Raw genomic sequence first — 18,873 nt, forward strand, 5'->3', positions numbered from 1 at the left:
CCCCCCCCCCCCCCCCCCCCCCCCCCCCCCCCCCCCCCCCCCCCCCCCCCCCCCCCCCCCCCCCCCCCCCCCCCCCCCCCCCCCCCCCCCCCCCCCCCCCCCCCCCCCCCCCCCCCTTTTCAAGCAGAAGACGGCATACGCGATTTCCTGTACGGTCTCGTGGGCTCGGAGATGTGTATAAGAGACAGGGGCTCCGGCGGCGCGGCCGGCGCGGCAGCCTGCGCCGGCAGGGCCGGCGGCGTGGACGCGCGCTGCTGCCAGTACCACCAGCCGGCCCCGGCGGCCACCGCCAGCACGACGGCGGCGGCGACGGGCTTCAGCGCGGAGGACTTTTGCGCGGGCGGACGGAAGTCGGAATCGGACATGGGCCATGCTCCTTCAAAGACGCTGCAGCCATGGTAGACCCCAGCGTGGTCACAATACGTAAGACACAGGAGAACTCCATGACCGAACACTACCCGCTGGCCGAGCTGGCCGGCCTGCCCGACGACATCCGCGCGCGCATCCTCGCGGTGCAGGAGAAGGCCGGCTTCATTCCCAACGTGTTCCTGGCACTGGCGCGCCGGCCGGCCGAGTGGCGCGCCTTCTTCGCCTACCACGACGCGCTCATGGAGAAGGAGGAAGGCCACCTGAGCAAGGGCGACCGCGAGATGATCGTCACCGCCACCAGCGCGGCCAACCGCTGCCTCTACTGCGTGGTGGCGCATGGCGCGCTGCTGCGCATCTACGAGAAGAAGCCGCTGGTGGCCGACCAGGTGGCGGTCAACTGGCGCAAGGCCGACATCACGCCGCGCCAGAGCGCCATGCTGGCCTTTGCCATGAAGGTCTGCGACCAGTCGCACGCGGTGGACGAAGCCGACTTCGCCGCGCTGCACGCGCATGGCTTCGACGACGAGGACATCTGGGACATCACCGCCATCACCGCCTTCTTCGGCCTGTCCAACCGACTCGCCAGCGTGACCGGCATGCAGCCGAACGCGGAATTCTTCCTGCTGGGCCGGTTGCCACGCGATAAGAAGGTTTAGCTATCTTATTTATAGCTAAAAGCCCAGGTTTTACATGGGCTTCAGCCATTTTTCTTCTAGATTTCCGCCCGCAGCAGCCCCCACACCATGCGCACCAGCTCGTCCTCGAAAGCCGGCGTTCCCAGCAGCGGGGAATCCTCCAGCGAGGCGCTGCGGATCGCGCCCATCACCGCGCGGGTGGCGACGTACATCATGGCCGGCGTGGGCGGCCGCACGCCGGGCGCCTGGCCGCTGTCGATCAGCTGCGCCAGCGCCAGGGCGTTGCGGTCCGCGCCCTCGCGCAGCGCCTGGGTGATGTTGTCATGGTGGTCCAGCCGCCAGGCCATGCGGATGAAGGCGCGCCGCGGGCGCGTGGTGCCGCCGAAGGCCTGCACCAGCAGCCGCACCAGTTCGCGCACCGTGGCCCGCACGTCGCGCCGCTCGGCCACGGCGCGGTCGAGCATGGCCTGCAGATCCTGCTGCACCTTGTCGCGCTGGCGGTGGATCATGGCGGCGAGCACTGCCTCCTTCGACGGGAAATACTGGTAGAGCGTGCCGATGGAGAAGCCCGCCTTCTGCGCGATGCGGTTGGTGGTCAGGGCGCCCTCGCCTTCGCTTTCCACAATCTGAGCAGTGGCGTCGAAGATGGTCTCGATGGTGCGCTGCGCGCGCGCCTGCGTCGGCTGCTTGCGCATGCGGGGCGCGGCTTGCGCGGCGCTGGGCTTCTTCATGGCAGGCTCCTGCAAAAACTGAGCACAAGGCGAGTAGCGGCCTACGCCGAAAACTGAATAATGCTCAGAAACGCGCCCCGCATCAAGCCGCGCGCCCCCTGGAGAACCACCATGCGCCCTGCCACCCCGCCACCCGAGCGCCTGATCGTGCGCAAACTGGAGATCGACCTCAAGCGCGGCTTCGCCCGCCACTGGCATGGCGGCCGCGCCTACCGCACCCAGTTCTTCAACGCGCTGTCGATGAGCTTCCCGGTGGGCGAGCAGTTCTTCATCGACGCGGTGCGCGACGCCGCGCGCGCCCTGCCCGCGGGGCCGCAGCACGACGCCATGCGCGAGACCGTGGCCGGCTTCATCGGCCAGGAGGCCACGCACCGGCGCATCCACGGCCTCTACAACGAGGAGCTGGAGCGGCAGGGCCTGGTCAACCGCTGGCAGCACTGGGCCACGGCCCGCATCGCGCGCTTCCGCCGGTTGGTGAGCGACCCGCGCCATGCCCTGGCCGTGACCTGCGCCTACGAGCACTTCACCGCGCTGCTGGCCGATGGCACGCTGCGCCACACGCGCTGGCTCGACGGCGCCGATGCCGACATGCAGACCGTCTGGCGCTGGCATGCCGCCGAAGAGACCGAGCACTGCGCGGTCGCCTACGACCTGTACCAGGCGCTGGGCGGCAGCTACCGGTGGCGAGTGCGCTGGTACCTCTACGTCTGCCTGGTGTTCGGGATTGACGCCACACGGCAGACGCTGATCAACCTGTGGCGCGACGGCACGCTGCTCAGGCCCTCCACCTGGGCGGACGGCCTGCGCCTGTTCTGGGGCCGCGACGGCCTGGTGTGGCGCTGCGCCGGGCCGATGCTGGCCTACTTCCGGCGCGACTTCCACCCTTCGCAGGACACGCACGCGGTGCCGGCGCAGACGCTGGCGGCACGCTGGCTGGCCGCGCACGCGGCGCTGCTGCGGCCGGTGCGCTGAGAGGAGTTCCGGATCGCGTGATGACGGTGGAAACGGGCGCGACGCGGGTGGCACGGCCCGCCGAATAAAATTCGCCGGGCGGCAGTGCGTGTCGAACAGAGGCCCGCGCCGAGCCCATCACCCACCATCACGACGAGAAGAGCCTTTCATGACCCACGACGAGATCATTGCCCAGTTCGGTCCCCGCGAAGCCATGGAGTACGACGTGGTCGTCGTGGGCGGCGGCCCGGCCGGGCTTTCCACCGCCATCCGGCTCAAGCAACTCGCCGCCGAGAAGGGCCGCGAGGTATCGGTCGTGGTGCTCGAGAAGGGCTCCGAGCCCGGCGCCCACATCCTCTCCGGCGCGATCATGGATCCGCGCGCGCTGTCCGAGCTGTTCCCCGACTGGAAGGCCATGGGCGCGCCGCTGAACCAGCCGGTGACCGAGGACGCCTTCCTGTTCCTGGGCGAGAAGAGCGCCTTGCGCACGCCCAACTTCCTGCTGCCCCACTGCTTCCACAACGAGGGCAACTACATCATCAGCCTGGGCAACGTCACGCGCTGGCTGGCCCAGCAGGCCGAGAACCTGGGCGTGGAGATCTTCCCCGGCTTCCCGGCGGCCGAGGTGCTCTACCACGAGGACGGCTCGGTCAAGGGCGTGGCCACCGGCAACATGGGGATCGGCAAGGACGGCGAGCCGACCGAGAACTTCCAGCTCGGCATGGAGTTGCACGCCAAGTACACGGTGTTCGCCGAAGGCGCGCGCGGCCACCTGGGCCGCCAGCTGATCGAGAAATTCCAGTTGGCCAAGGACAGCGATCCGCAGAGCTACGGCATCGGCATCAAGGAACTGTGGGAGATCGACCCGGCGCGCCACCAGCTCGGCCTGGTGGTGCATGGCGCGGGCTGGCCACTGCCGGCCGACACCTATGGCGGCGGCTTCCTCTACCACGCCGAAGACAACAAGGTGGTTGTCGGCTTCGTCGTCGGCCTGGACTACCAGAACCCCTACCTGAGCCCGTTCGAGGAATTCCAGCGCTTCAAGACGCATCCCAACATCCGCTGGTACTTCGAGGGCGAGGAAGGCGCCAAGCCAGCCAAGCGCATCAGCTACGGCGCGCGCGCCATCACCGCGGGCGGCCTGCTGGCCCTGCCCAAGACGGTGTTCCCGGGCGGCGCGCTGGTGGGCTGCGAGGCCGGCTACCTCAACGTCAGCCGCATCAAGGGCAGCCACGCGGCGATCAAGACCGGCATGCTGGCCGCCGAGGCCGCTTTCGACGCCATCGCAGCCGGCCGCCAGCACGACGAACTGAGCGCCTACCCCGAGGCCTTCGAGAAGAGCTGGCTGTTCAAGGAGCTGAACAAGGACCGCAACTTCAAGACCTGGTTCAAGAAGGGCCGCACCATAGGCAGCCTGATGACCGGCATCGAGCAGAAGCTGCTGCGCGGCAACATGCCCTGGACGATCCACCGCCAGCAGCCCGACCATGAGCGGCTCAAGCCGGCCTCGGCGTTCTCGCCGATCCGTTATGCCAAGCCCGATGGCAGGCTGACCTTCGACCGGCTCTCCAGTGTGTTCGTGAGCAACACCAACCACGAGGAGAACCAGCCGCCGCACCTGACGCTCAAGGACCCGACGGTGCCCACGCGCATCAACCTGCCCAAATACGCAGGGCCCGAGGGCCGCTACTGCCCGGCCGGCGTCTACGAGTTCGTGCCAGACGAGGCCACCGGGGGCAAGTCCGAGCGGCTGCAGATCAACGCGCAGAACTGCGTGCACTGCAAGACCTGCGACATCAAGGACCCGACGCAAAACATCGTCTGGGTCACGCCCGAGGGCGGCGGCGGGCCGAACTACTCGGGCATGTAGGCGCGTGCCCGGCGGGGCGCTCCATCCACGAAAACCCCGATGCTGCACTGCGGAAGCACTCCCCATAATGTGCCGGCCATACGGCACTACACCGAGGAGACTTCCGCATGTCCTTTTCATCGCGCGCCCTCCCGCGCGCCGCGCGCGCAGGCCTCGGCGCCGCGGCGCTGGCACTGATCCAGGGCCTGCTGCCCGCTGCCGCGCAGGCGCAGACCACGACGCTCAAGATCGGCTACGCCACGGCCAAGGACTCGCACTACGGCGTCGGCTCCACCGTGTTCTGCGACGAGGTCGAGAAGAACACCCAGGGCCGCTACAAGTGCCAGCATTTCGCCAACTCGGCGCTGGGCGGCGAGCGCGAGCAGATCGAGGCGATCCAGCTCGGCACGCTGGACCTGCTCAACACCTCCACCGGGCCGGTAGGCAACTTCGTGCCCGAAATGAGAATCGTCGACCTGCCCTTCCTGTTCCGCGACTACGCGCATGCGCGCAAGGTCATGGACGGCCCGATCGGCCAGGGCATGCTGGCGCAGTTCCCCAAGCACGGCATCATCGCGCTGGCCTGGACCGAGAACGGCTTTCGCCAGATGACCAACAGCAAGCGCGACATCGTCAAGCCCGGCGACGCCGCCGGCCTGAAGATGCGCACCATGGAGAACAAGGTGCACATGGAGGGCTACCGCACCTTCGGCATCCTGCCCACGCCCATGGCCTTCCCCGAACTGTTCGGCGCGCTCCAGCAGGGCACGGTGGACGGCCAGGAGAACCCGGTGCCGGTGATCCTTTCGGCCAAGTTCGCGCAGGTGCAGAAGTACATGTCGCTGACCAACCACGTGTATTCGCCGGCCCTGCTGCTGATGTCGCCGCGCAGCTGGAACAAGCTCTCCGACGCCGACAAGCAGGTGTTCCTGGCCGCGGCCAGGAGCGGCGCAGCGGCCCAGCGCAAGAAGGTCAACGACGACGAGGAGAACGGCATCGCCCAACTGGAGCAGGCCGGCATGAAGGTCACGCGCAACGTGGACGGCGCCGCCTTCCGCGAGGCGATCAAGCCCGCCTACGCGAACTACGCCAAGGAATTCGGCGCGGACAACATCAAGAGGATCCAGGACGTGCAGTGAGCAGCAGGCCCTGCTGATCCCCCCTGCCGCCGCCCGACCGTCCCCGGATCCTCGGGCGGCCTTTGGCAACGCTGAACGAGTCCCTCGCGTGTCGCGCATCCCTGCCGTGGGCGGCCTGCGGCGTTGCAAATCCTCGCCATCTCAGCGTCGCCTTTGTTTTGCTCCGCCACCCAGGACACGCAACGTGCAAGCCTTCGAACGCTATTTCCTCAGCGCCAACCGCTGGGCCCTGATCCTGCTGCTGGCCGCGATGTCGGTCATCATCTTCGTCAACGTGGCGCTGCGCTATCTCACCAGCCAGTCGCTCGAATGGGCCGAAGAGGTCTCCCGCCACATGATGATCTGGCTGACCTTCCTGGGGGCCGGCCCGGTGCTGCGCTACGGCGGCCACATCGCGGTCGAGAACCTGCAGGACGCGCTGCCGCGCGCCGGCGGCATCGCCATGCGGGTGCTGGTGGCGGCGCTGCTGTTCGGCTTCTTCGGCTTCATGGTCTGGTATGGCTGGCTCTACATGGAGCGCACCATGTTCCAGATGACCGCCGTGACGCAGATTCCCTTCGCCTGGATCTACGCGGCCATGCCGATCGGCGGGCTGCTGCTGATCGTGCATTTCCTGCTGGTGGTGCGCGGCTACGTGCTGCGCCGCGAGTTCGCTTCGGACGCGCATTTCGACGCCAATGCCTCGGCGTCGCTGTGATTCGCCCCCAGGCTTCGCGCTTCGTGCCTTCTCCAACCCCCTTCCGGGGGCAACACCAGTGGCCTGGCAAAGCCAGCTCCACGGTGTTCCTCGCCAAAACCCAATACCCGCTGCCATGGACGCAAGCATTGTTCTGATCGTTTCGGCCTGCGTGTTCCTCGCCATCGGCGTGCCGGTGGCGTTTGCGCTGGGGCTGGCCACCGCGGCCACGCTGATCCTGGCCGAGAGCTATCCGCTGCTGGTGCTGCTGAAGGAAACCTTCAGCGGCATCGACAGCTTTCCGCTGATGGCCGTGCCCTTCTTCATACTGGCGGCCGAGCTGATGAGCGGCGGTTCGCTGACCGAGGTGCTGCTGAAGTTCGCCGGCCAGTTCGTCGGCCACAAGCGCGGCGGGCTGGGCTATACCAACGTGGTGTCGCTGACCTTCTTCTCGGGCATCTCCGGCTCGGCGCTGGCGGATGCGGCCGGCCCGGGCTCGATGCTGATCAAGATGATGGACCGCGCCGGCTACGACCGCTCCTACGCCGCGGCCCTGACCGCCTCCACCGCCATCGTCGGGCCGATCATCCCGCCCTCGATCATCATGATCATCTACGCGCTGCAGGACGAGACGGTGTCCGTGGGTGCGCTGTTCGTGGCGGGCATCGTGCCCGGCATCCTGATCGCCGTGGCGATGTGCGTGGTCAACTTCCACGTCTCCAGGAAGCGCAACTACCGCGGCGACGGCCGCCTGCCGCCGCTGGCCGACATCCTGCGCACCACCTGGAAGGCGCTGCCCGCCATCCTGCTGCCGGTGGTGATCCTGGGCGGCATGCGCGCGGGCTGGTTCACGCCCACCGAGGCTTCGGTGGTGGCAGTGTTCTATGCGCTGGTGTGCGGCAAGTACGTCTATCGCACGCTGGAATGGAAGTCCGTGCCCGAAATCCTCTCGCGCTCGGCGCTGCTGTCGGCCTCGGTGCTGATCATCATCGGCCTGTCGGCCTCCTTCGCCTGGATCCCGACCATCGAAGGCGTGCCGCAGGCAATGGCCGAATGGCTGGCGGGCATGAACCTGTCGCCGTGGACGTTCCTGATCATCGTGAACGTCTTCCTGCTGCTGTTCGGCATCTTCATCGAGCCGCTGCCCGGGGTGATGGTGCTGGCGCCCATCCTGGCGCCGGTGGCGCTCAAGCTGGGCGTGGACCCGGTGCACTTCGCCATGATCGTCATCTACAACCTCACGCTGGGCATGATCACGCCGCCGGTGGGCGGGCTGCTGTTCGTCACCTGCAACGTGTCCAGGGTGCCGATGTCGCAGCTGGTGCGCGAACTGCTGCCCTTCCTCTGGGCGCATGGGGTGGTGCTGGTGCTGCTGACCTTCCTGCCCGGCCTGTCCACCTGGTTGCCGCGGCACTGGGGTTTCATCAAATAGCCATCGGCCCATGAGGGCTCCGCGTCCGGCACCGGCATACTTGGCGCTTTTGGCCGGCCGCGCGCGCCGGACGCGTTTTTCCAGGAGCCCTTGCCATGACCGTCAAATATTCCCGCGAGCACCAGTGGATCGACATCGCCGACCATGAGGCGGCCGCCGTCGGCATCACCCTGCATGCCCAGGAAACCCTGGGCGACATCGTCTTCGTCGACCTGCCGCCGGTGGGCAAGGTCTTCCGGCAGGGCGAGGTCGCGGCCGTGGTCGAGTCGGTGAAGACGGCTGCCGACGTCTTCATGCCGGTCTCGGGCGAGGTCGTCGAGGTGAACGAGGTGCTGCGCAGCGACCCGTCGCTCGCCAACCGCGATCCGATGGGCGAGGACTGGTTCTTCAAGGTGCTGGTTTCGGACATGCTGGAATTCGACGCCCTGCTCGACGAGCCGGCCTACACGCAATACGCCCAGAACGCCTGAGGCGCCGCTGCCCCATGGTCAAGGCAACGCGGCGCAAGCCGCAACCGCGCCCCGCGGCGCCGCAGGCGCCAGAGCCCGGACACGAGGAGCTGCGGCAACTGGTGGCGGAACTCGAGGCGCAGAACCGGGTGCTGCGCTACAGCAGCGCGGCGGCCGAAGGGGCCTCGGAGCGCTTCGAGACCCTGTTTGCCAGCGTGCCGCTGGCGCTCATGGTGATCGACGGCCACGACATGGTGGTGCAGGGCAACGCCAAGGCCCAGCGCATGTTCCAGCCCACCGAGCGCGACCGGCCGCTGGTGTCGCTGATGCCCTTCGTCAGCCCCGGCCACACGGCCAAGGTCAGCCGTTGCTTCCAGGAGGCGCTGCGCAGCGGGCATGGCGAGGTGGCCGAAGTGGTATTCAACATCGGCGAGGCCGGCACCATCACCGGCGACCTGCACGTGCGCCGGCTCGACGCGCCCCACGAAAGCGGCGACGCCGCAGCGCAGTTCATCTGTGCCGTGGTGGACCAGGGCCCGCTGCTGGCCGAGCGCCGCGCACTGCAGCAAAGCGCCATGGCACTGCAGGAGCGCAACGAGCAGCTCTACCAGGGCGAGCGGCGGCTCGAGGCCGTCATCAATTCCGCGCTGGACGCGATCATCTGCGTCGACCAGCATCAGCGCATCACCGTGTTCAACCCGACCGCCGCGGCCCTGTTCCAGTGCTCACCGGCCGACGCGCTGGGCAGCCCGCTGGAGCGCTTCCTGCCGGATGCGTCGCAGGCCCTGGCATTCGCCCAGATCTCGACCCAGGCCATGCTCGGCGAACGCACCGCGCGCACCGCGGGCGGGCGCGAGCTGTCGGTGGAGATCAGCGTGTCCTTCGAGCGCCATTCCGGCGGCGAGACCACCACCGTCTTCGCGCGCGACCTGACCGGGCGCAAGAAGGCCGATGCGCACCGCGCCCTGCTCGAGGCGCAGTTGCGCGAGTCGCAGAAGATGCAGGCCATGGGCACGCTGGCCGGCGGCATCGCGCACGACTTCAACAACATCCTCTCGGCCATCCTCGGCAACGTCGAGCTGGCCCGCGCCGATCTGGATCCGGCCTCGCCCGCCCTGGAAAGCCTGGAGGAGGTCGGCAAGGCCGGCCGCCGCGCGCGCGACCTGGTGCGCCAGATCCTCACCTTCAGCCGCAACGAGCCCACGCAGCACGGGCCCGTGTCGCTCGAACACGTGGTCCGGGAAACCGAACGGCTGCTGCGGGTCACCCTGCCGCCGGCCGTCGGGCTGCACGTCCAGATCGGCCGCGACCTGCCGCCGGTGGCCGGCGACGCCACGCAGATCGGGCAGGCGGTGCTTAATCTCTGCACCAATGCCATCCAGGCCATCGGCGAGGGCGGCGGCACGGTGCTGGTGGATCTGCAGGTCACGCGGCCCGATGCCCCGCTGTGCGAGCGGCTGGGGCTGGCGCCCGGCGTCTACGCCGCCCTGGCGGTGCACGACACCGGCGCCGGCATCGAGGCCGCCACGCTGGCGCGCATCTTCGAGCCCTTCTTCACGACCAAGGAAGTCGGCAAGGGTACCGGCCTGGGACTGTCCGTGGTGCATGGCGTGATGCGCAGCCACCAGGGCGCCACCGACGTGCAGAGCGCGCCCGGCCGGGGCAGCATCTTCACGCTGTACTTTCCCGCGGCGTCGGTCCCGAGCGCCGCGCCGCTCGCGCAGCCGGACCGGCCGGCCGCCAGCAGCCATGCCAGCGCCGAACGCTCGGGGCGCCACGTCATGTACGTGGACGACGACCAGGCGCTCGTGTTCCTGGTCGAGCGCCTGCTGCGCCGCCGCGGCTTCCGGGTCAGCGGCTTCTCCGACCCGCGCGCGGCCGAGCGCGCGCTGCGCGCCGAGCCGCTCAGCTACGACCTGCTGGTGACCGACTACAGCATGCCCGGCTACAGCGGCATCGACCTGCTGCGCGAGGCCCGCGCCATCCGGCCGGACCTGCCGGTGGCGCTGGCCTCGGGCTACGTCACCGCCGAGATCGAGGCCGCCGCGCGCGAGGCCGGCGCGCGCGCCCTGATCCACAAACCCAACGACGTGGAAGAGCTGTGCGCGACGGTGCAGCGGCTGGTGCTCAAGGGCGATGGGGGGTGAGGTGGGACCACCCCCAGGCTACGCGCTTCGCGTCTTCGCCTTCCCCCTCAAAGGGGGCACATCCTGCGGCCCGGCAAAGCCGGATCCGCGGATGTCCTGGCATGGCCTGCTCCGCGGCCTTTTGTGCCTTTGGGTTTCATTCGCTGCGGGTGGCGCTGGAATAGGACCACCCCCAGGCTTCGCGTCTTCGCCTTCCCCCTCAAAGGGGGCGCATCCTGCGGCCCGGCGGAGCCGGTTCCGTGGATGTCCTGGCATGGCCTGCTCCGCGGCCTTTGGTGCCTTTGGGGTGCATGGGGGCGCCGCGGATGACTGACATGACAGTGCCCGCGCCGCTGTACCTCGACGACGACCTGCTGGTGGTGGACAAGCCCGCCGGCCTGCTGGCCGTGCCGGGACGCGGCGCGGATAAGGCCGATTGCCTGAGCGCCCGGGTGCAGGCCGCCTGGCCCGGCGCGCTGGTGGTGCACCGGCTGGACATGGCGACCTCGGGCCTGATGGTTTTCGCCCGCCATGCGCAGGCGCAGCGCCGCCTGGGCCACGCCTTTGCCACGCGCGCCGTGGACAAGCGCTACGTGGCCGTGGTCGAGGGCGTGCCGCAGGCCGCGCCGGTGGACGCCGCAGGCTGGTCCGCCATCGACCTGCCGCTGGCCGCAGACTGGCCGAGGCGGCCGCTGCAGAAGGTGGACGACGTGCACGGCAAGCCCAGCACCACCCGCTGGCGGCTGCTGGCGCAGGTGGACGGTGGCCGGGCGGCGCGGCTGGAGCTGGCGCCGCTCACCGGCCGCACGCACCAGCTGCGGGTGCACCTGCAGGCCATCGGCCACCCGATACTGGGCGATGCGCTCTATGCCGGCGCGGCGGCGCAGACGCGCGCGCCGCGCCTGTTGCTGCATGCCGCAGCCCTGGCCCTGGTACAGCCCATGCGCGGCACGCCCCTGCGCTTCGACAGCGCCGTCCCCTTCTGAACTCCGAGCACACGCCATGACCCTGCCCCACCTCTACATCCTCACCGGCGCCTCGCGCGGCATGGGCCGTGCCATGGCAGAGCAACTGGTGCAACCCGGAGTGCACCTGGTCGGCATCTCCCGCCATGCCGATCCGGCCCTGGCGGCGCAGGCCGCGGCCCAGGGCGCGGCGCTGGAGCAGTGGGCGCACGACCTGCAGGACGCCGGCCCCGCCGTGCGGCAGTTGCAGCAACGGCTGGCCACGGGCGGCGCCCCCTGGTCCGGCGCCACGCTGATCAACAACGCCGGCATGATCCCCGCCGTCGTGCCGCTGCGCGATGCAGGCGACGAGGACACCGCCCGCGCCCTGCGCGTGGGGCTGGAGGCCGCCATTCGGCTGACCTCCGCCTTCCTGGGCGCCACGCGCGGCTGGACCGTGCCGCGCCGGGTGCTCAATATCTCCTCCGGCCTGGGCCGGCGGCCCATGGCCTCGCAGTCGGCCTACTGCGCGGCCAAGGCCGGCATGGACATGTTCACCCGCTGCGCCGCGCTGGACGAGGCCCGCCTGCCCCACGGGGCGCGCCTGTGCGCGCTGGCGCCCGGCGTGATCGACACCGGCATGCAGCAGCACCTGCGCAGCGCCGACGCCGGCGCCTTTCCCGACCGGTCGCGCTTCACGGCGCTGCGCGCCGAGCACCGCCTGCTGTCGCCGCAGGACGCCGCCGCGCGCGTGCTCGCCTATCTGGCGCGCCCGGACTTCGGCGCCGAGCCGGTGGCGGATGTGCGGGACTGAGGCGTCAGCTACGAAATAAATAGCTAGAAGCCCAGATGGATCCTGGGCTACAGCCACTTTTCGTCAAGATTTTGCCGCAACCGTGCCGATGCGGCCCCGGGCGCTTCATTCCCGCACCACCAGCACCGGAATGTGCACATCCCCGAGCACGCTCTGGGTGACGCTGCCCAGCACCAGCTTCTCCAGGCCCTTGCGGCCGTGCGAGCCCATGACGATCAGGTCGGCGCCCACGCTCTCGGCCGTCTCGGCGATGCCGCGGTGCACGGCATGGCCTTCGACCACCATCACGTCGGCCTCCACGCCCTGCTGGGCGGCCAGCGCCTTGGCGGCCTCCAGCGCGCCGTTGGCCTCGTTGGTGGCGGCGGTCAGGTACTGGTCCTGGCCATAGGCCAGGTCGGTGCCGACGCCGGTGAACGGATAGGGGTCGATCACATAGACCACGGAGACTTCGCTGCCGAAGGCCTTGGCCAGGCCGGCCGCCTTGGCCATCGCGCGCTGCGCGGTCTCGGAACCATCGATGGGGACCAGGATGTGCTTGAACATGGTGTTGCTCTTCTGAGTGGATGATGGCGCGACCCTACACCATCTGGGATCGCGCCGGCTGCGCGCTTCGCATCTTCGCCAAACCCCTCACAGGGCACAGATCCCGCGGTCCGGCAAGGCCGGTTCCGCGGATGTCCTGGCGTGGCCTGCGCCGCGGCCTTGGGTTTCATGTACTGCGCAATGGCGCGTCCTGCGGCCCCTGGAAGCCGCCGGCGCGGCAGGTCACCACCAGGGTGTCGCGGTGGCCGCCCCCGGCCAGGGGCTGGATCGGGGTGGTCTCGTGGATCATGCGCGCATCGTCCAGCAGCAGCACCGACCAGGGCTCGGTCAGCGTGAAGCGCTGGCCGCCGGGCCCGGCGGCCTCGAACACGCGGGTTTCGCCGCCCTTGATGCCTTCGCGCCCGATCAGGAACACCGCCACCAGGTCCACGCCATCGCGGTGCGCGCCCTCGGGCGTGGGCCGGCCGATGCCGTCGGTGGTGTCGATGCGGAACTGGTGCGCCTCCAGGTACCAGGGCTGCGCGCCGCGCAGGGTGCTGGCCAGGGCCGCCAGCGCGCGCAGCAGTTGCAGCCAGGCGGGCGCGGCGGCCGTCTGCGGCAGCATGGGCGCGAACCAGCGCTCCATGCCGCCATGCAGCGCGTTGTATTCGAGCGGCTGCCAGTGGGCGCGGTGCGGCACGATCGAGACGGCCTGCCCATCGACCACGAAGCAGGCATGGCGCCGGCGCCGGTAGCGGCCGCCGTCCTTCAGGTACTGGTCCGCCTCCAGCCCCTCCCAGTCCGCGCGCAGCGCTTCCAGCGCCAGCGGGTCGCAGCCGCTCCAGCGGCGCACGTCGGCGGCGCTGAGCACGGCATGGCCGAGCATGCGCATCTGCGATGGCAGGCGCTCGAACGGCGTGTACGGAGGATCGAACGTGGCGGTCATGCGGCGAGCTTAACCCCACCGAGCGCAGCCACGCGAGCTGGTGCATGATGCCGCGCATGAAAGAATCGCCCCCCCCCAGTGCCCCGCCTGCGACGCAACGAGCGCGGGTGCTGATCGTCGGCTGCGGCTTCGGCGGCCTGGAGGCCGCGCGCGCCCTGCGCCATGCGCCGGTGGACGTGACCCTGGTGGACCGCAACAACCATCACCTGTTCCAGCCCCTGCTCTACCAGGTCGCCACCGCGGGCCTGGCCGCGCCATCCATTGCCGCGCCGATCCGCCACCTGTTCCGCCGCCAGGCCAATGCCACGGTGCTGCTGGGCGAGGTGGTGGGCGTGGACCCGGCCGCGCATGCGCTGTCCCTGGCCGATGGCAGCCAGCTCCGCTACGACTACCTGATCGTTGCCGCCGGCGCCACGCACGGCTATTTCGGCCATGACGAGTGGGCCGAGCATGCGCCCGGCCTGAAGACGCTGGACGACGCCTTCGCCATCCGCCGGCGCGTGCTGCTGGCCTTCGAGGCGGCCGAGAAGGAGACCGACCCGGCCGCGCGCGCCGCCTTGCTGACCTTCGTCGTGATCGGCGCCGGCCCGACCGGCGTGGAGATGGCGGGCACGCTGGCCGAGATCGCCCGGCGCACGCTGCCGGGCGAGTTCCGCAACTTCGACCCCGCCAGCGCCCATGTGCTGCTGGTCGAAGGCGGGCCGCGCGTGCTGCAGGCGTTCCCCGAGGCCTTGAGCACGCGCGCGTGCGAGCAGCTCGAGCGGCTCGGCGTGGACGTGCGCACCGGCGCCCGCGTGACCGCCATCGACGCTCACGGACTTCAGGTTGAATCAGCCTCAAGCCCAGGAAACGCCTCGGCTTCCAGCTATAGAATCAATAGCAACTGCATGATCTGGGCCGCGGGCGTTTCCGCCTCGCCCCTGGGCCGCCTGCTGGGCCAGGCCACGGGCGCGCAGATCGACCGCGCAGGCCGCGTGGCGGTCGAGCCCGACCTGTCGCTGCCCGGGCATCCGGAGATCAGCGTGATCGGCGATCTGGCCGCCGCCAGGAGCTACGCCCCGGGCCGTGAGCCGCAGCCGGTGCCGGGCGTGTCCCCAGGCGCCAAGCAGATGGGCCGCACCGCCGCGGCCAACATCCTGCGCCGCCTCAAGGGCAGCCCCGCCCTGCCCTTTCGCTACATCGACTACGGCAATCTGGCCACCATCGGCCGCCACGCGGCGGTGGTGGACCTGACCTCGCCGCTCGGGCCGATACGCTTCTCGGGCACGCTGGCATGGCTGTTCTGGCTGTTCGCCCACATCTGGTTCCTGATCGGGTTCCGCAACCGGGTGGCGGTGCTGGCCGACTGGGCCACGGCCTACTTCCGCTACCACCGGCCCGCCCGCATCGTCACCGGCGTGCGGCATCCGCAGGCCGACGCCCCGCCAGCAGAGCGCGAGGCAGACTGAACGAGCGGGCCACGGCCCGCTTTTTTCCGCGCGTGCGCGGTGCGCCGCGCCTGTGCACGGTGCATGCCGGGATCGCTCCTGGTGCATCAGCAGATGCACCTGTGCTCGCCTAGGCTTGTATACCAGTGGCACGGAATCTGCTGTACCCACGGCATGCCTTCCGCCACCGAGATCAGCAGCCGCATCATCGAAGCCGTGATGGCGCAGAAGCTCGCCCCCGGCACGCGGCTGGGCGAGCAGCAGCTCGCGCTGCTGTTCGACTGCAGCCGCACCATCGTGCGCGAGGCGCTCGCGCGGCTGTCCACGCGCGGCATCGTCACGGTGAGCGCGCGGCGCGGCTGGTTCGTGGTCGAGCCCTCGCAGGACGAGGCGCGCGAGGCCTTCGAGGCACGCCGCGTGATCGAGCTGGGCCTGATCCGCCAGATGCCCCCGGTGGGCAAGGAGGCGATCCGCCAGCTCAAGCAGCACCTGCAGCGCGAGAAGGCCGCGGTGCGCGGCAGCGACGTGGGCGCGCGCAGCTTCCTGCTCGGCGACTTCCACGTCTGCCTGGCCGAGTGCCTGGGCAACCACCTGCTGGCCGACACGCTGCGCGACTTCACCGCGCGCACCACGCTGATCGCCATGCTTTACCAGTCCTCGCACGACGCGGCGCAGTCCTGCGAGGACCACGTGCGCATCGTCGCCGCGCTGGAGGCGGGCGACGCCGCCCTGGCCGAGCGGCTGATGTCCGAGCACATCGGCACCGTGCAGGCCGCGCTGCGGCTCAAGCCGGCGGCCGCCGAAGAAGACCCGCTGCGCGCATTGCGCGATGCCCTGGCGCCGGTCGCCAAGTCGCCCGCCGGCGCCCGGGCATCCGTTTCCGAAAACCCCGCCACCTATCTGGGAGCCCTGCTATGAACCTCGCCCGCCGCCCGCTCGCCCTCGGCCTTGCCACCCTCGCCGCCTTCGCCGCCTGCGGCGTGCATGCGCAGTCCGCGCTGGACGACGTCATGAAGGCCAAGACCATCCGCATCGCCATCCCGACCGACTACCCGCCCTACGGCTTCGTCGGTACCGACCTGCAGCCCCAGGGCCTGGACATCGACACCGCCCGCCTGATCGCCGCCAAGCTGGGTGTCAAGGCCGAACTGGTGCCTGTCACCAGCGCCAACCGCATTCCCTACCTGCAGACCAGGAAGGCGGACCTGGTGATCTCCACCCTGGGCAAGAATCCCGAGCGCGAGAAGGTGATCGACTTCACCTACTCCTATTCACCTTTCTTCCAGGCCGTGTTCGCGCCCAAGAGCCTGCCTATCAGGAGCTTTGCCGACCTGGCCGGCAAGAGCGTGGCGGTGACACGCGGCGCCATGGAAGACCAGGAGCTGTCCAAGGTCATCCCGCCCGGCGTGGATGTGAAGCGCTTCGAGGACAACAACGCCACCATCGCCGCCTTCGTCGCCGGCCAGACGCAGGTGGTGGCCACCAGTGCCTCGGTCGCCGGCAACATGATGGCCAAGAACCCGCAGGTCGGCGCCGAGTACAAGCTGCTGCTCAAGGACAGCCCCAACTTCATCGGCGTGGCCAAGGGCGAGGACGCGCTGCGCGGCAAGGTCAACGAGATCCTGGCCGACGCCAAGAAGAGCGGCGAGCTCGACAAGATGTCGCAGAAGTGGCTCGGCCGCCCGGCCGGCGACCTGCCGCAGTAAACACGCCCGCACACTGCACGACGAGGACGCTGCCCCATGCGCATCCAGTTCGACTTTGGCGCGGTACTGACCGAGTGGCCGCTGCTGCTGCACGGCATCTGCTGGACCATGGGCCTGACGGCCGTGGCCACGGTGCTCGGCCTGGCGCTGGGCATCGCTTTTGCCTGGGCGCGCGCCAGCGGCCCCACCTGGCTGCACTGGGTGGTCGGCGCCTATGTGGAGCTGGTGCGCAACACGCCCTTCATCGTGCAGCTGTTCTTCATCTTCTTCGGCCTGCCGGCCGCGGGGGTGAAGCTCTCGCCCGAGACGGCCTCGGTGATCGCCATGGTGGTGAACCTGAGCGCCTACGCCACCGAGATCATCCGCGCCGGCATTGCCGCCACGCCGCGCGGCCAGATCGAGGCCGCGCAGAGCCTGGCGCTGGGCCGGGTGCAGATCTTCACGCGCGTGGTGCTGCCGCCGGCGCTGGCCAAGGTCTGGCCGGCGATGACCGGGCAGATCATCATCGTCATGCTGGGCTCGGCCGTGTGCGGGCAGATCTCCACGCCCGAGCTGAGCTACGCCGCCAACCTGATCCAGAGCCGCAACTTCCGCGCCTTCGAGTCCTACATCGTCGCCACGCTGCTCTACCTGGCGCTGGCCATCGCGCTGCGCCGGCTGCTGCAGTGGGCCGGGCCGCGCCTGGTTTTCGGCCGCTGAGAAGAGGGTTGCCATGGTCGAATTCACCCTCTGGGACATCCTGCGCAACCTGCTGCTCGCAGCACGCTGGACGGTGGCGCTGTCGCTGATGGCCTTCGTCGGCGGCGGCATCGTCGGGCTGGCGCTGCTGGTGCTGCGGCTGTCGAGCGGCAGGATCGCGCGGCGCTTCGTGGCGGGCTATGTGCAGCTGTTCCAGGGCACGCCGCTGCTCATGCAGCTGTTCCTCGCCTACTTTGGCGTGGCGCTGCTGGGCATCGACACCTCGCCCTGGTTCGCCGCCGCGCTGGCGCTCACGCTCTACAGCAGCGCCTACCTGACCGACATCTGGCGCGGCTGCGTCGAGGCCGTGCCCAGGGGCCAGTGGGAGGCCTCGGGCAGCCTGGCGCTGTCCTTGCGGGAGCAGTTGCGCCACGTGATCCTGCCGCAGGCCACGCGCCTGGCGGTGGCGCCCACGGTGGGCTTTCTGGTGCAGGTGGTCAAGGGCACGGCGCTGGCCTCGGTCATCGGCTTCGTCGAGCTGACCAAGGCCGGCAGCATGATCTCCAACGCCACCTTCAAGCCCTTCGTGGTCTATGGCTGCCTGGCGCTGATGTACTTCGCGCTGTGCTTGCCCATCAGCCTCTACGCCCGCGCGCTCGAAAGGAAACTCCATGCAGACCGCCGCTGAATCCCCCGCCGTCACGGACGCCGCGCTGCCGCCGGCCGTGCCGGGCGCGCCCATCGTCGCCATCCACGGCCTGCGCAAGTCCTATGGCGCGCACGAGGTGCTCAAGGGCATCGACCTGCAGGTGGCGCGCGGCGAGGTGATCGCCATCATCGGCAAGAGCGGCTCGGGCAAGAGTACGCTGCTGCGCTGCATCAACGGGCTGGAAGTGTTCCAGGACGGCTCCCTCACCGTCGACGGCCAGCCGCTGGTCCACGACAGCCCGCAGGCCATGCGCGCGCTGCGCCAGCGCGTGGGCATGATCTTCCAGGGCTTCAACCTGTTCCCGCACCTCTCGGTGGGCCGCAACATCATGCTGGCGCCCACGCTGGTCAAGAAGAAATCGCAGCAGGACGCGGCCGAGCACGCGCGCCGGCTGCTCGCGCGCGTGGGCCTGGCCGAGAAGTTCGACGCCCGGCCCGAGCAGCTCTCCGGCGGCCAGCAGCAGCGCGTGGCCATCGCCCGCGCGCTGGCCATGGAGCCCGGCGTGCTGCTGTGCGACGAGATCACCTCGGCATTGGACCCGGAACTGGTCGGCGAGGTGCTGCGCGTGGTCGAGTCGCTGGCGCTGGAGGGCATGACCCTGCTCATGGTCACGCACGAGATGGGCTTTGCCCGCAAGGTGGCCGACCGCGTGATCTTCATGCACCAGGGCCGCGTGCACGAGGCCGGGCCGCCGGCGGCGCTGTTCGGCAACCCGCAGACGCCGGAGCTGAAGCAGTTCCTTTCCTCGCTGAACGACTGATACGGGAACG

Annotated in this window: 19 protein-coding genes and 1 pseudogene; 17 read left to right on the forward strand and 3 right to left on the reverse strand. The window is 69.7% G+C overall.

Features of this window, described 5'->3' with window-relative positions:
- Together JHD63_RS06155 and JHD63_RS06160 are read left to right on the forward strand one after the other, a co-directional pair.
- A pseudogene (locus JHD63_RS06155) lies at window positions 1-402 on the forward strand (hypothetical protein); the annotation flags it as partial.
- Window positions 403-443: 41 nt separating this feature from the next.
- Entirely contained in the window at window positions 444-1,025 is a 582-nt protein-coding gene (locus JHD63_RS06160; protein WP_198969866.1) for a peroxidase-related enzyme, read from the forward strand.
- Window positions 1,026-1,081: 56 nt separating this feature from the next.
- Here JHD63_RS06160 and JHD63_RS06165 read toward each other — a convergent pair whose 3' ends face one another.
- Window positions 1,082-1,735, reverse strand: coding sequence for a TetR/AcrR family transcriptional regulator (locus tag JHD63_RS06165; RefSeq protein ID WP_233167705.1), 654 nt, complete (start codon window positions 1,733-1,735; stop codon window positions 1,082-1,084).
- A gap of 111 nt (window positions 1,736-1,846) precedes the next feature.
- Between JHD63_RS06165 and JHD63_RS06170 the strand changes: the two genes are divergently transcribed.
- The 9 genes from JHD63_RS06170 to JHD63_RS06210 all read left to right on the forward strand — a co-directional run bounded on the left by JHD63_RS06170 (window position 1,847) and on the right by JHD63_RS06210 (window position 12,115).
- Window positions 1,847-2,707 carry a metal-dependent hydrolase gene (locus tag JHD63_RS06170; RefSeq protein WP_198969867.1) on the forward strand — a complete coding sequence of 287 codons (861 nt, stop codon included), beginning with the start codon at window positions 1,847-1,849 and terminating at the stop codon, window positions 2,705-2,707.
- A 148-nt stretch (window positions 2,708-2,855) separates the two neighbouring features.
- Complete coding sequence (locus tag JHD63_RS06175) at window positions 2,856-4,556, forward strand: electron transfer flavoprotein-ubiquinone oxidoreductase (protein ID WP_198969868.1); 1,701 nt, start codon at window positions 2,856-2,858, stop codon at window positions 4,554-4,556.
- A 107-nt stretch (window positions 4,557-4,663) separates the two neighbouring features.
- The gene (locus JHD63_RS06180) at window positions 4,664-5,674 is read left to right on the forward strand and encodes a TRAP transporter substrate-binding protein (RefSeq protein WP_198969869.1); all 1,011 of its coding nucleotides are present in this window, start codon (window positions 4,664-4,666) and stop codon (window positions 5,672-5,674) included.
- 184 nt (window positions 5,675-5,858) lie between these two features.
- Window positions 5,859-6,371, forward strand: coding sequence for a TRAP transporter small permease (locus JHD63_RS06185; RefSeq protein ID WP_198969870.1), 513 nt, complete (start codon window positions 5,859-5,861; stop codon window positions 6,369-6,371).
- A 115-nt stretch (window positions 6,372-6,486) separates the two neighbouring features.
- A complete protein-coding gene (locus JHD63_RS06190; RefSeq protein WP_198969871.1) occupies window positions 6,487-7,782 on the forward strand; it encodes a TRAP transporter large permease in 1,296 nt (431 codons plus the stop codon).
- Between the two features lie 95 nt (window positions 7,783-7,877).
- On the forward strand, window positions 7,878-8,252 hold the full coding sequence (gene gcvH / locus JHD63_RS06195; protein ID WP_198969872.1) for a glycine cleavage system protein GcvH: 375 nt from the start codon (window positions 7,878-7,880) through the stop codon (window positions 8,250-8,252).
- Between the two features lie 14 nt (window positions 8,253-8,266).
- Complete coding sequence (locus JHD63_RS06200; RefSeq protein ID WP_198969873.1) at window positions 8,267-10,378, forward strand: PAS domain-containing hybrid sensor histidine kinase/response regulator; 2,112 nt, start codon at window positions 8,267-8,269, stop codon at window positions 10,376-10,378.
- Between the two features lie 314 nt (window positions 10,379-10,692).
- Entirely contained in the window at window positions 10,693-11,343 is a 651-nt protein-coding gene (locus JHD63_RS06205; RefSeq protein ID WP_233167707.1) for an RluA family pseudouridine synthase, read from the forward strand.
- 16 nt (window positions 11,344-11,359) lie between these two features.
- A complete protein-coding gene (locus JHD63_RS06210; RefSeq protein WP_198969875.1) occupies window positions 11,360-12,115 on the forward strand; it encodes an SDR family NAD(P)-dependent oxidoreductase in 756 nt (251 codons plus the stop codon).
- A gap of 105 nt (window positions 12,116-12,220) precedes the next feature.
- Here the strand turns inward: JHD63_RS06210 and JHD63_RS06215 are convergent, their stop codons facing one another.
- The gene (locus tag JHD63_RS06215; protein ID WP_198969876.1) at window positions 12,221-12,658 is read right to left on the reverse strand and encodes a universal stress protein; all 438 of its coding nucleotides are present in this window, start codon (window positions 12,656-12,658) and stop codon (window positions 12,221-12,223) included.
- Between the two features lie 166 nt (window positions 12,659-12,824).
- Window positions 12,825-13,583: a 2OG-Fe dioxygenase family protein gene (locus JHD63_RS06220; RefSeq protein WP_198969877.1), complete on the reverse strand. Its 759-nt coding sequence runs from the start codon at window positions 13,581-13,583 to the stop codon at window positions 12,825-12,827.
- Window positions 13,584-13,639: 56 nt separating this feature from the next.
- On the opposite strand from JHD63_RS06220, the gene JHD63_RS06225 reads away from it, so the two are divergent.
- From JHD63_RS06225 to JHD63_RS06250, 6 genes are all read left to right on the forward strand, one after another.
- Window positions 13,640-15,031, forward strand: coding sequence for an NAD(P)/FAD-dependent oxidoreductase (locus tag JHD63_RS06225; RefSeq protein WP_198969878.1), 1,392 nt, complete (start codon window positions 13,640-13,642; stop codon window positions 15,029-15,031).
- Window positions 15,032-15,184: 153 nt separating this feature from the next.
- Window positions 15,185-15,928, forward strand: a complete 744-nt coding sequence (locus JHD63_RS06230) for a GntR family transcriptional regulator (RefSeq protein ID WP_198969879.1) — start codon at window positions 15,185-15,187, stop codon at window positions 15,926-15,928.
- The gene (locus JHD63_RS06235) at window positions 15,925-16,716 is read left to right on the forward strand and encodes a transporter substrate-binding domain-containing protein (protein WP_198969880.1); all 792 of its coding nucleotides are present in this window, start codon (window positions 15,925-15,927) and stop codon (window positions 16,714-16,716) included. Before JHD63_RS06230 ends, JHD63_RS06235 begins: the two co-directional genes overlap by 4 nt.
- Before the next feature lie 36 nt (window positions 16,717-16,752).
- Complete coding sequence (locus tag JHD63_RS06240) at window positions 16,753-17,415, forward strand: amino acid ABC transporter permease (protein ID WP_198969881.1); 663 nt, start codon at window positions 16,753-16,755, stop codon at window positions 17,413-17,415.
- Window positions 17,416-17,428: 13 nt separating this feature from the next.
- Window positions 17,429-18,082, forward strand: coding sequence for an amino acid ABC transporter permease (locus JHD63_RS06245; RefSeq protein WP_198969882.1), 654 nt, complete (start codon window positions 17,429-17,431; stop codon window positions 18,080-18,082).
- Window positions 18,066-18,863: an amino acid ABC transporter ATP-binding protein gene (locus tag JHD63_RS06250; protein WP_198969883.1), complete on the forward strand. Its 798-nt coding sequence runs from the start codon at window positions 18,066-18,068 to the stop codon at window positions 18,861-18,863. The genes JHD63_RS06245 and JHD63_RS06250 overlap by 17 nt, the downstream gene beginning before the upstream one ends.
- Window positions 18,864-18,873 lie beyond the last annotated feature (10 nt).

It is taken from the genome of Xylophilus sp. ASV27 (assembly GCF_016428875.1).
Classification (GTDB): Bacteria; Pseudomonadota; Gammaproteobacteria; order Burkholderiales; family Burkholderiaceae_C; genus Xylophilus.

Excerpts from the sequence above, each read along its gene's own strand:
- JHD63_RS06235 (WP_198969880.1), top strand. The coding sequence starts at position 15,925 with ATGAACCTCGCCCGCCGCCCGCTCGCCCTCGGCCTTGCCACCCTCGCC.
- JHD63_RS06180 (WP_198969869.1), top strand. The coding sequence starts at position 4,664 with ATGTCCTTTTCATCGCGCGCCCTCCCGCGCGCCGCGCGCGCAGGCCTC.
- JHD63_RS06245 (WP_198969882.1), top strand. The coding sequence starts at position 17,429 with ATGGTCGAATTCACCCTCTGGGACATCCTGCGCAACCTGCTGCTCGCA.
- JHD63_RS06220 (WP_198969877.1), bottom strand. The coding sequence starts at position 13,583 with ATGACCGCCACGTTCGATCCTCCGTACACGCCGTTCGAGCGCCTGCCA.
- JHD63_RS06240 (WP_198969881.1), top strand. The coding sequence starts at position 16,753 with ATGCGCATCCAGTTCGACTTTGGCGCGGTACTGACCGAGTGGCCGCTG.
- JHD63_RS06170 (WP_198969867.1), top strand. The coding sequence starts at position 1,847 with ATGCGCCCTGCCACCCCGCCACCCGAGCGCCTGATCGTGCGCAAACTG.
- gcvH (WP_198969872.1), top strand. The coding sequence starts at position 7,878 with ATGACCGTCAAATATTCCCGCGAGCACCAGTGGATCGACATCGCCGAC.
- JHD63_RS06165 (WP_233167705.1), bottom strand. The coding sequence starts at position 1,735 with ATGAAGAAGCCCAGCGCCGCGCAAGCCGCGCCCCGCATGCGCAAGCAG.
- JHD63_RS06160 (WP_198969866.1), top strand. The coding sequence starts at position 444 with ATGACCGAACACTACCCGCTGGCCGAGCTGGCCGGCCTGCCCGACGAC.
- JHD63_RS06200 (WP_198969873.1), top strand. The coding sequence starts at position 8,267 with ATGGTCAAGGCAACGCGGCGCAAGCCGCAACCGCGCCCCGCGGCGCCG.
- JHD63_RS06250 (WP_198969883.1), top strand. The coding sequence starts at position 18,066 with ATGCAGACCGCCGCTGAATCCCCCGCCGTCACGGACGCCGCGCTGCCG.
- JHD63_RS06215 (WP_198969876.1), bottom strand. The coding sequence starts at position 12,658 with ATGTTCAAGCACATCCTGGTCCCCATCGATGGTTCCGAGACCGCGCAG.
- JHD63_RS06190 (WP_198969871.1), top strand. The coding sequence starts at position 6,487 with ATGGACGCAAGCATTGTTCTGATCGTTTCGGCCTGCGTGTTCCTCGCC.
- JHD63_RS06205 (WP_233167707.1), top strand. The coding sequence starts at position 10,693 with ATGACAGTGCCCGCGCCGCTGTACCTCGACGACGACCTGCTGGTGGTG.
- JHD63_RS06210 (WP_198969875.1), top strand. The coding sequence starts at position 11,360 with ATGACCCTGCCCCACCTCTACATCCTCACCGGCGCCTCGCGCGGCATG.
- JHD63_RS06175 (WP_198969868.1), top strand. The coding sequence starts at position 2,856 with ATGACCCACGACGAGATCATTGCCCAGTTCGGTCCCCGCGAAGCCATG.
- JHD63_RS06230 (WP_198969879.1), top strand. The coding sequence starts at position 15,185 with ATGCCTTCCGCCACCGAGATCAGCAGCCGCATCATCGAAGCCGTGATG.
- JHD63_RS06225 (WP_198969878.1), top strand. The coding sequence starts at position 13,640 with ATGAAAGAATCGCCCCCCCCCAGTGCCCCGCCTGCGACGCAACGAGCG.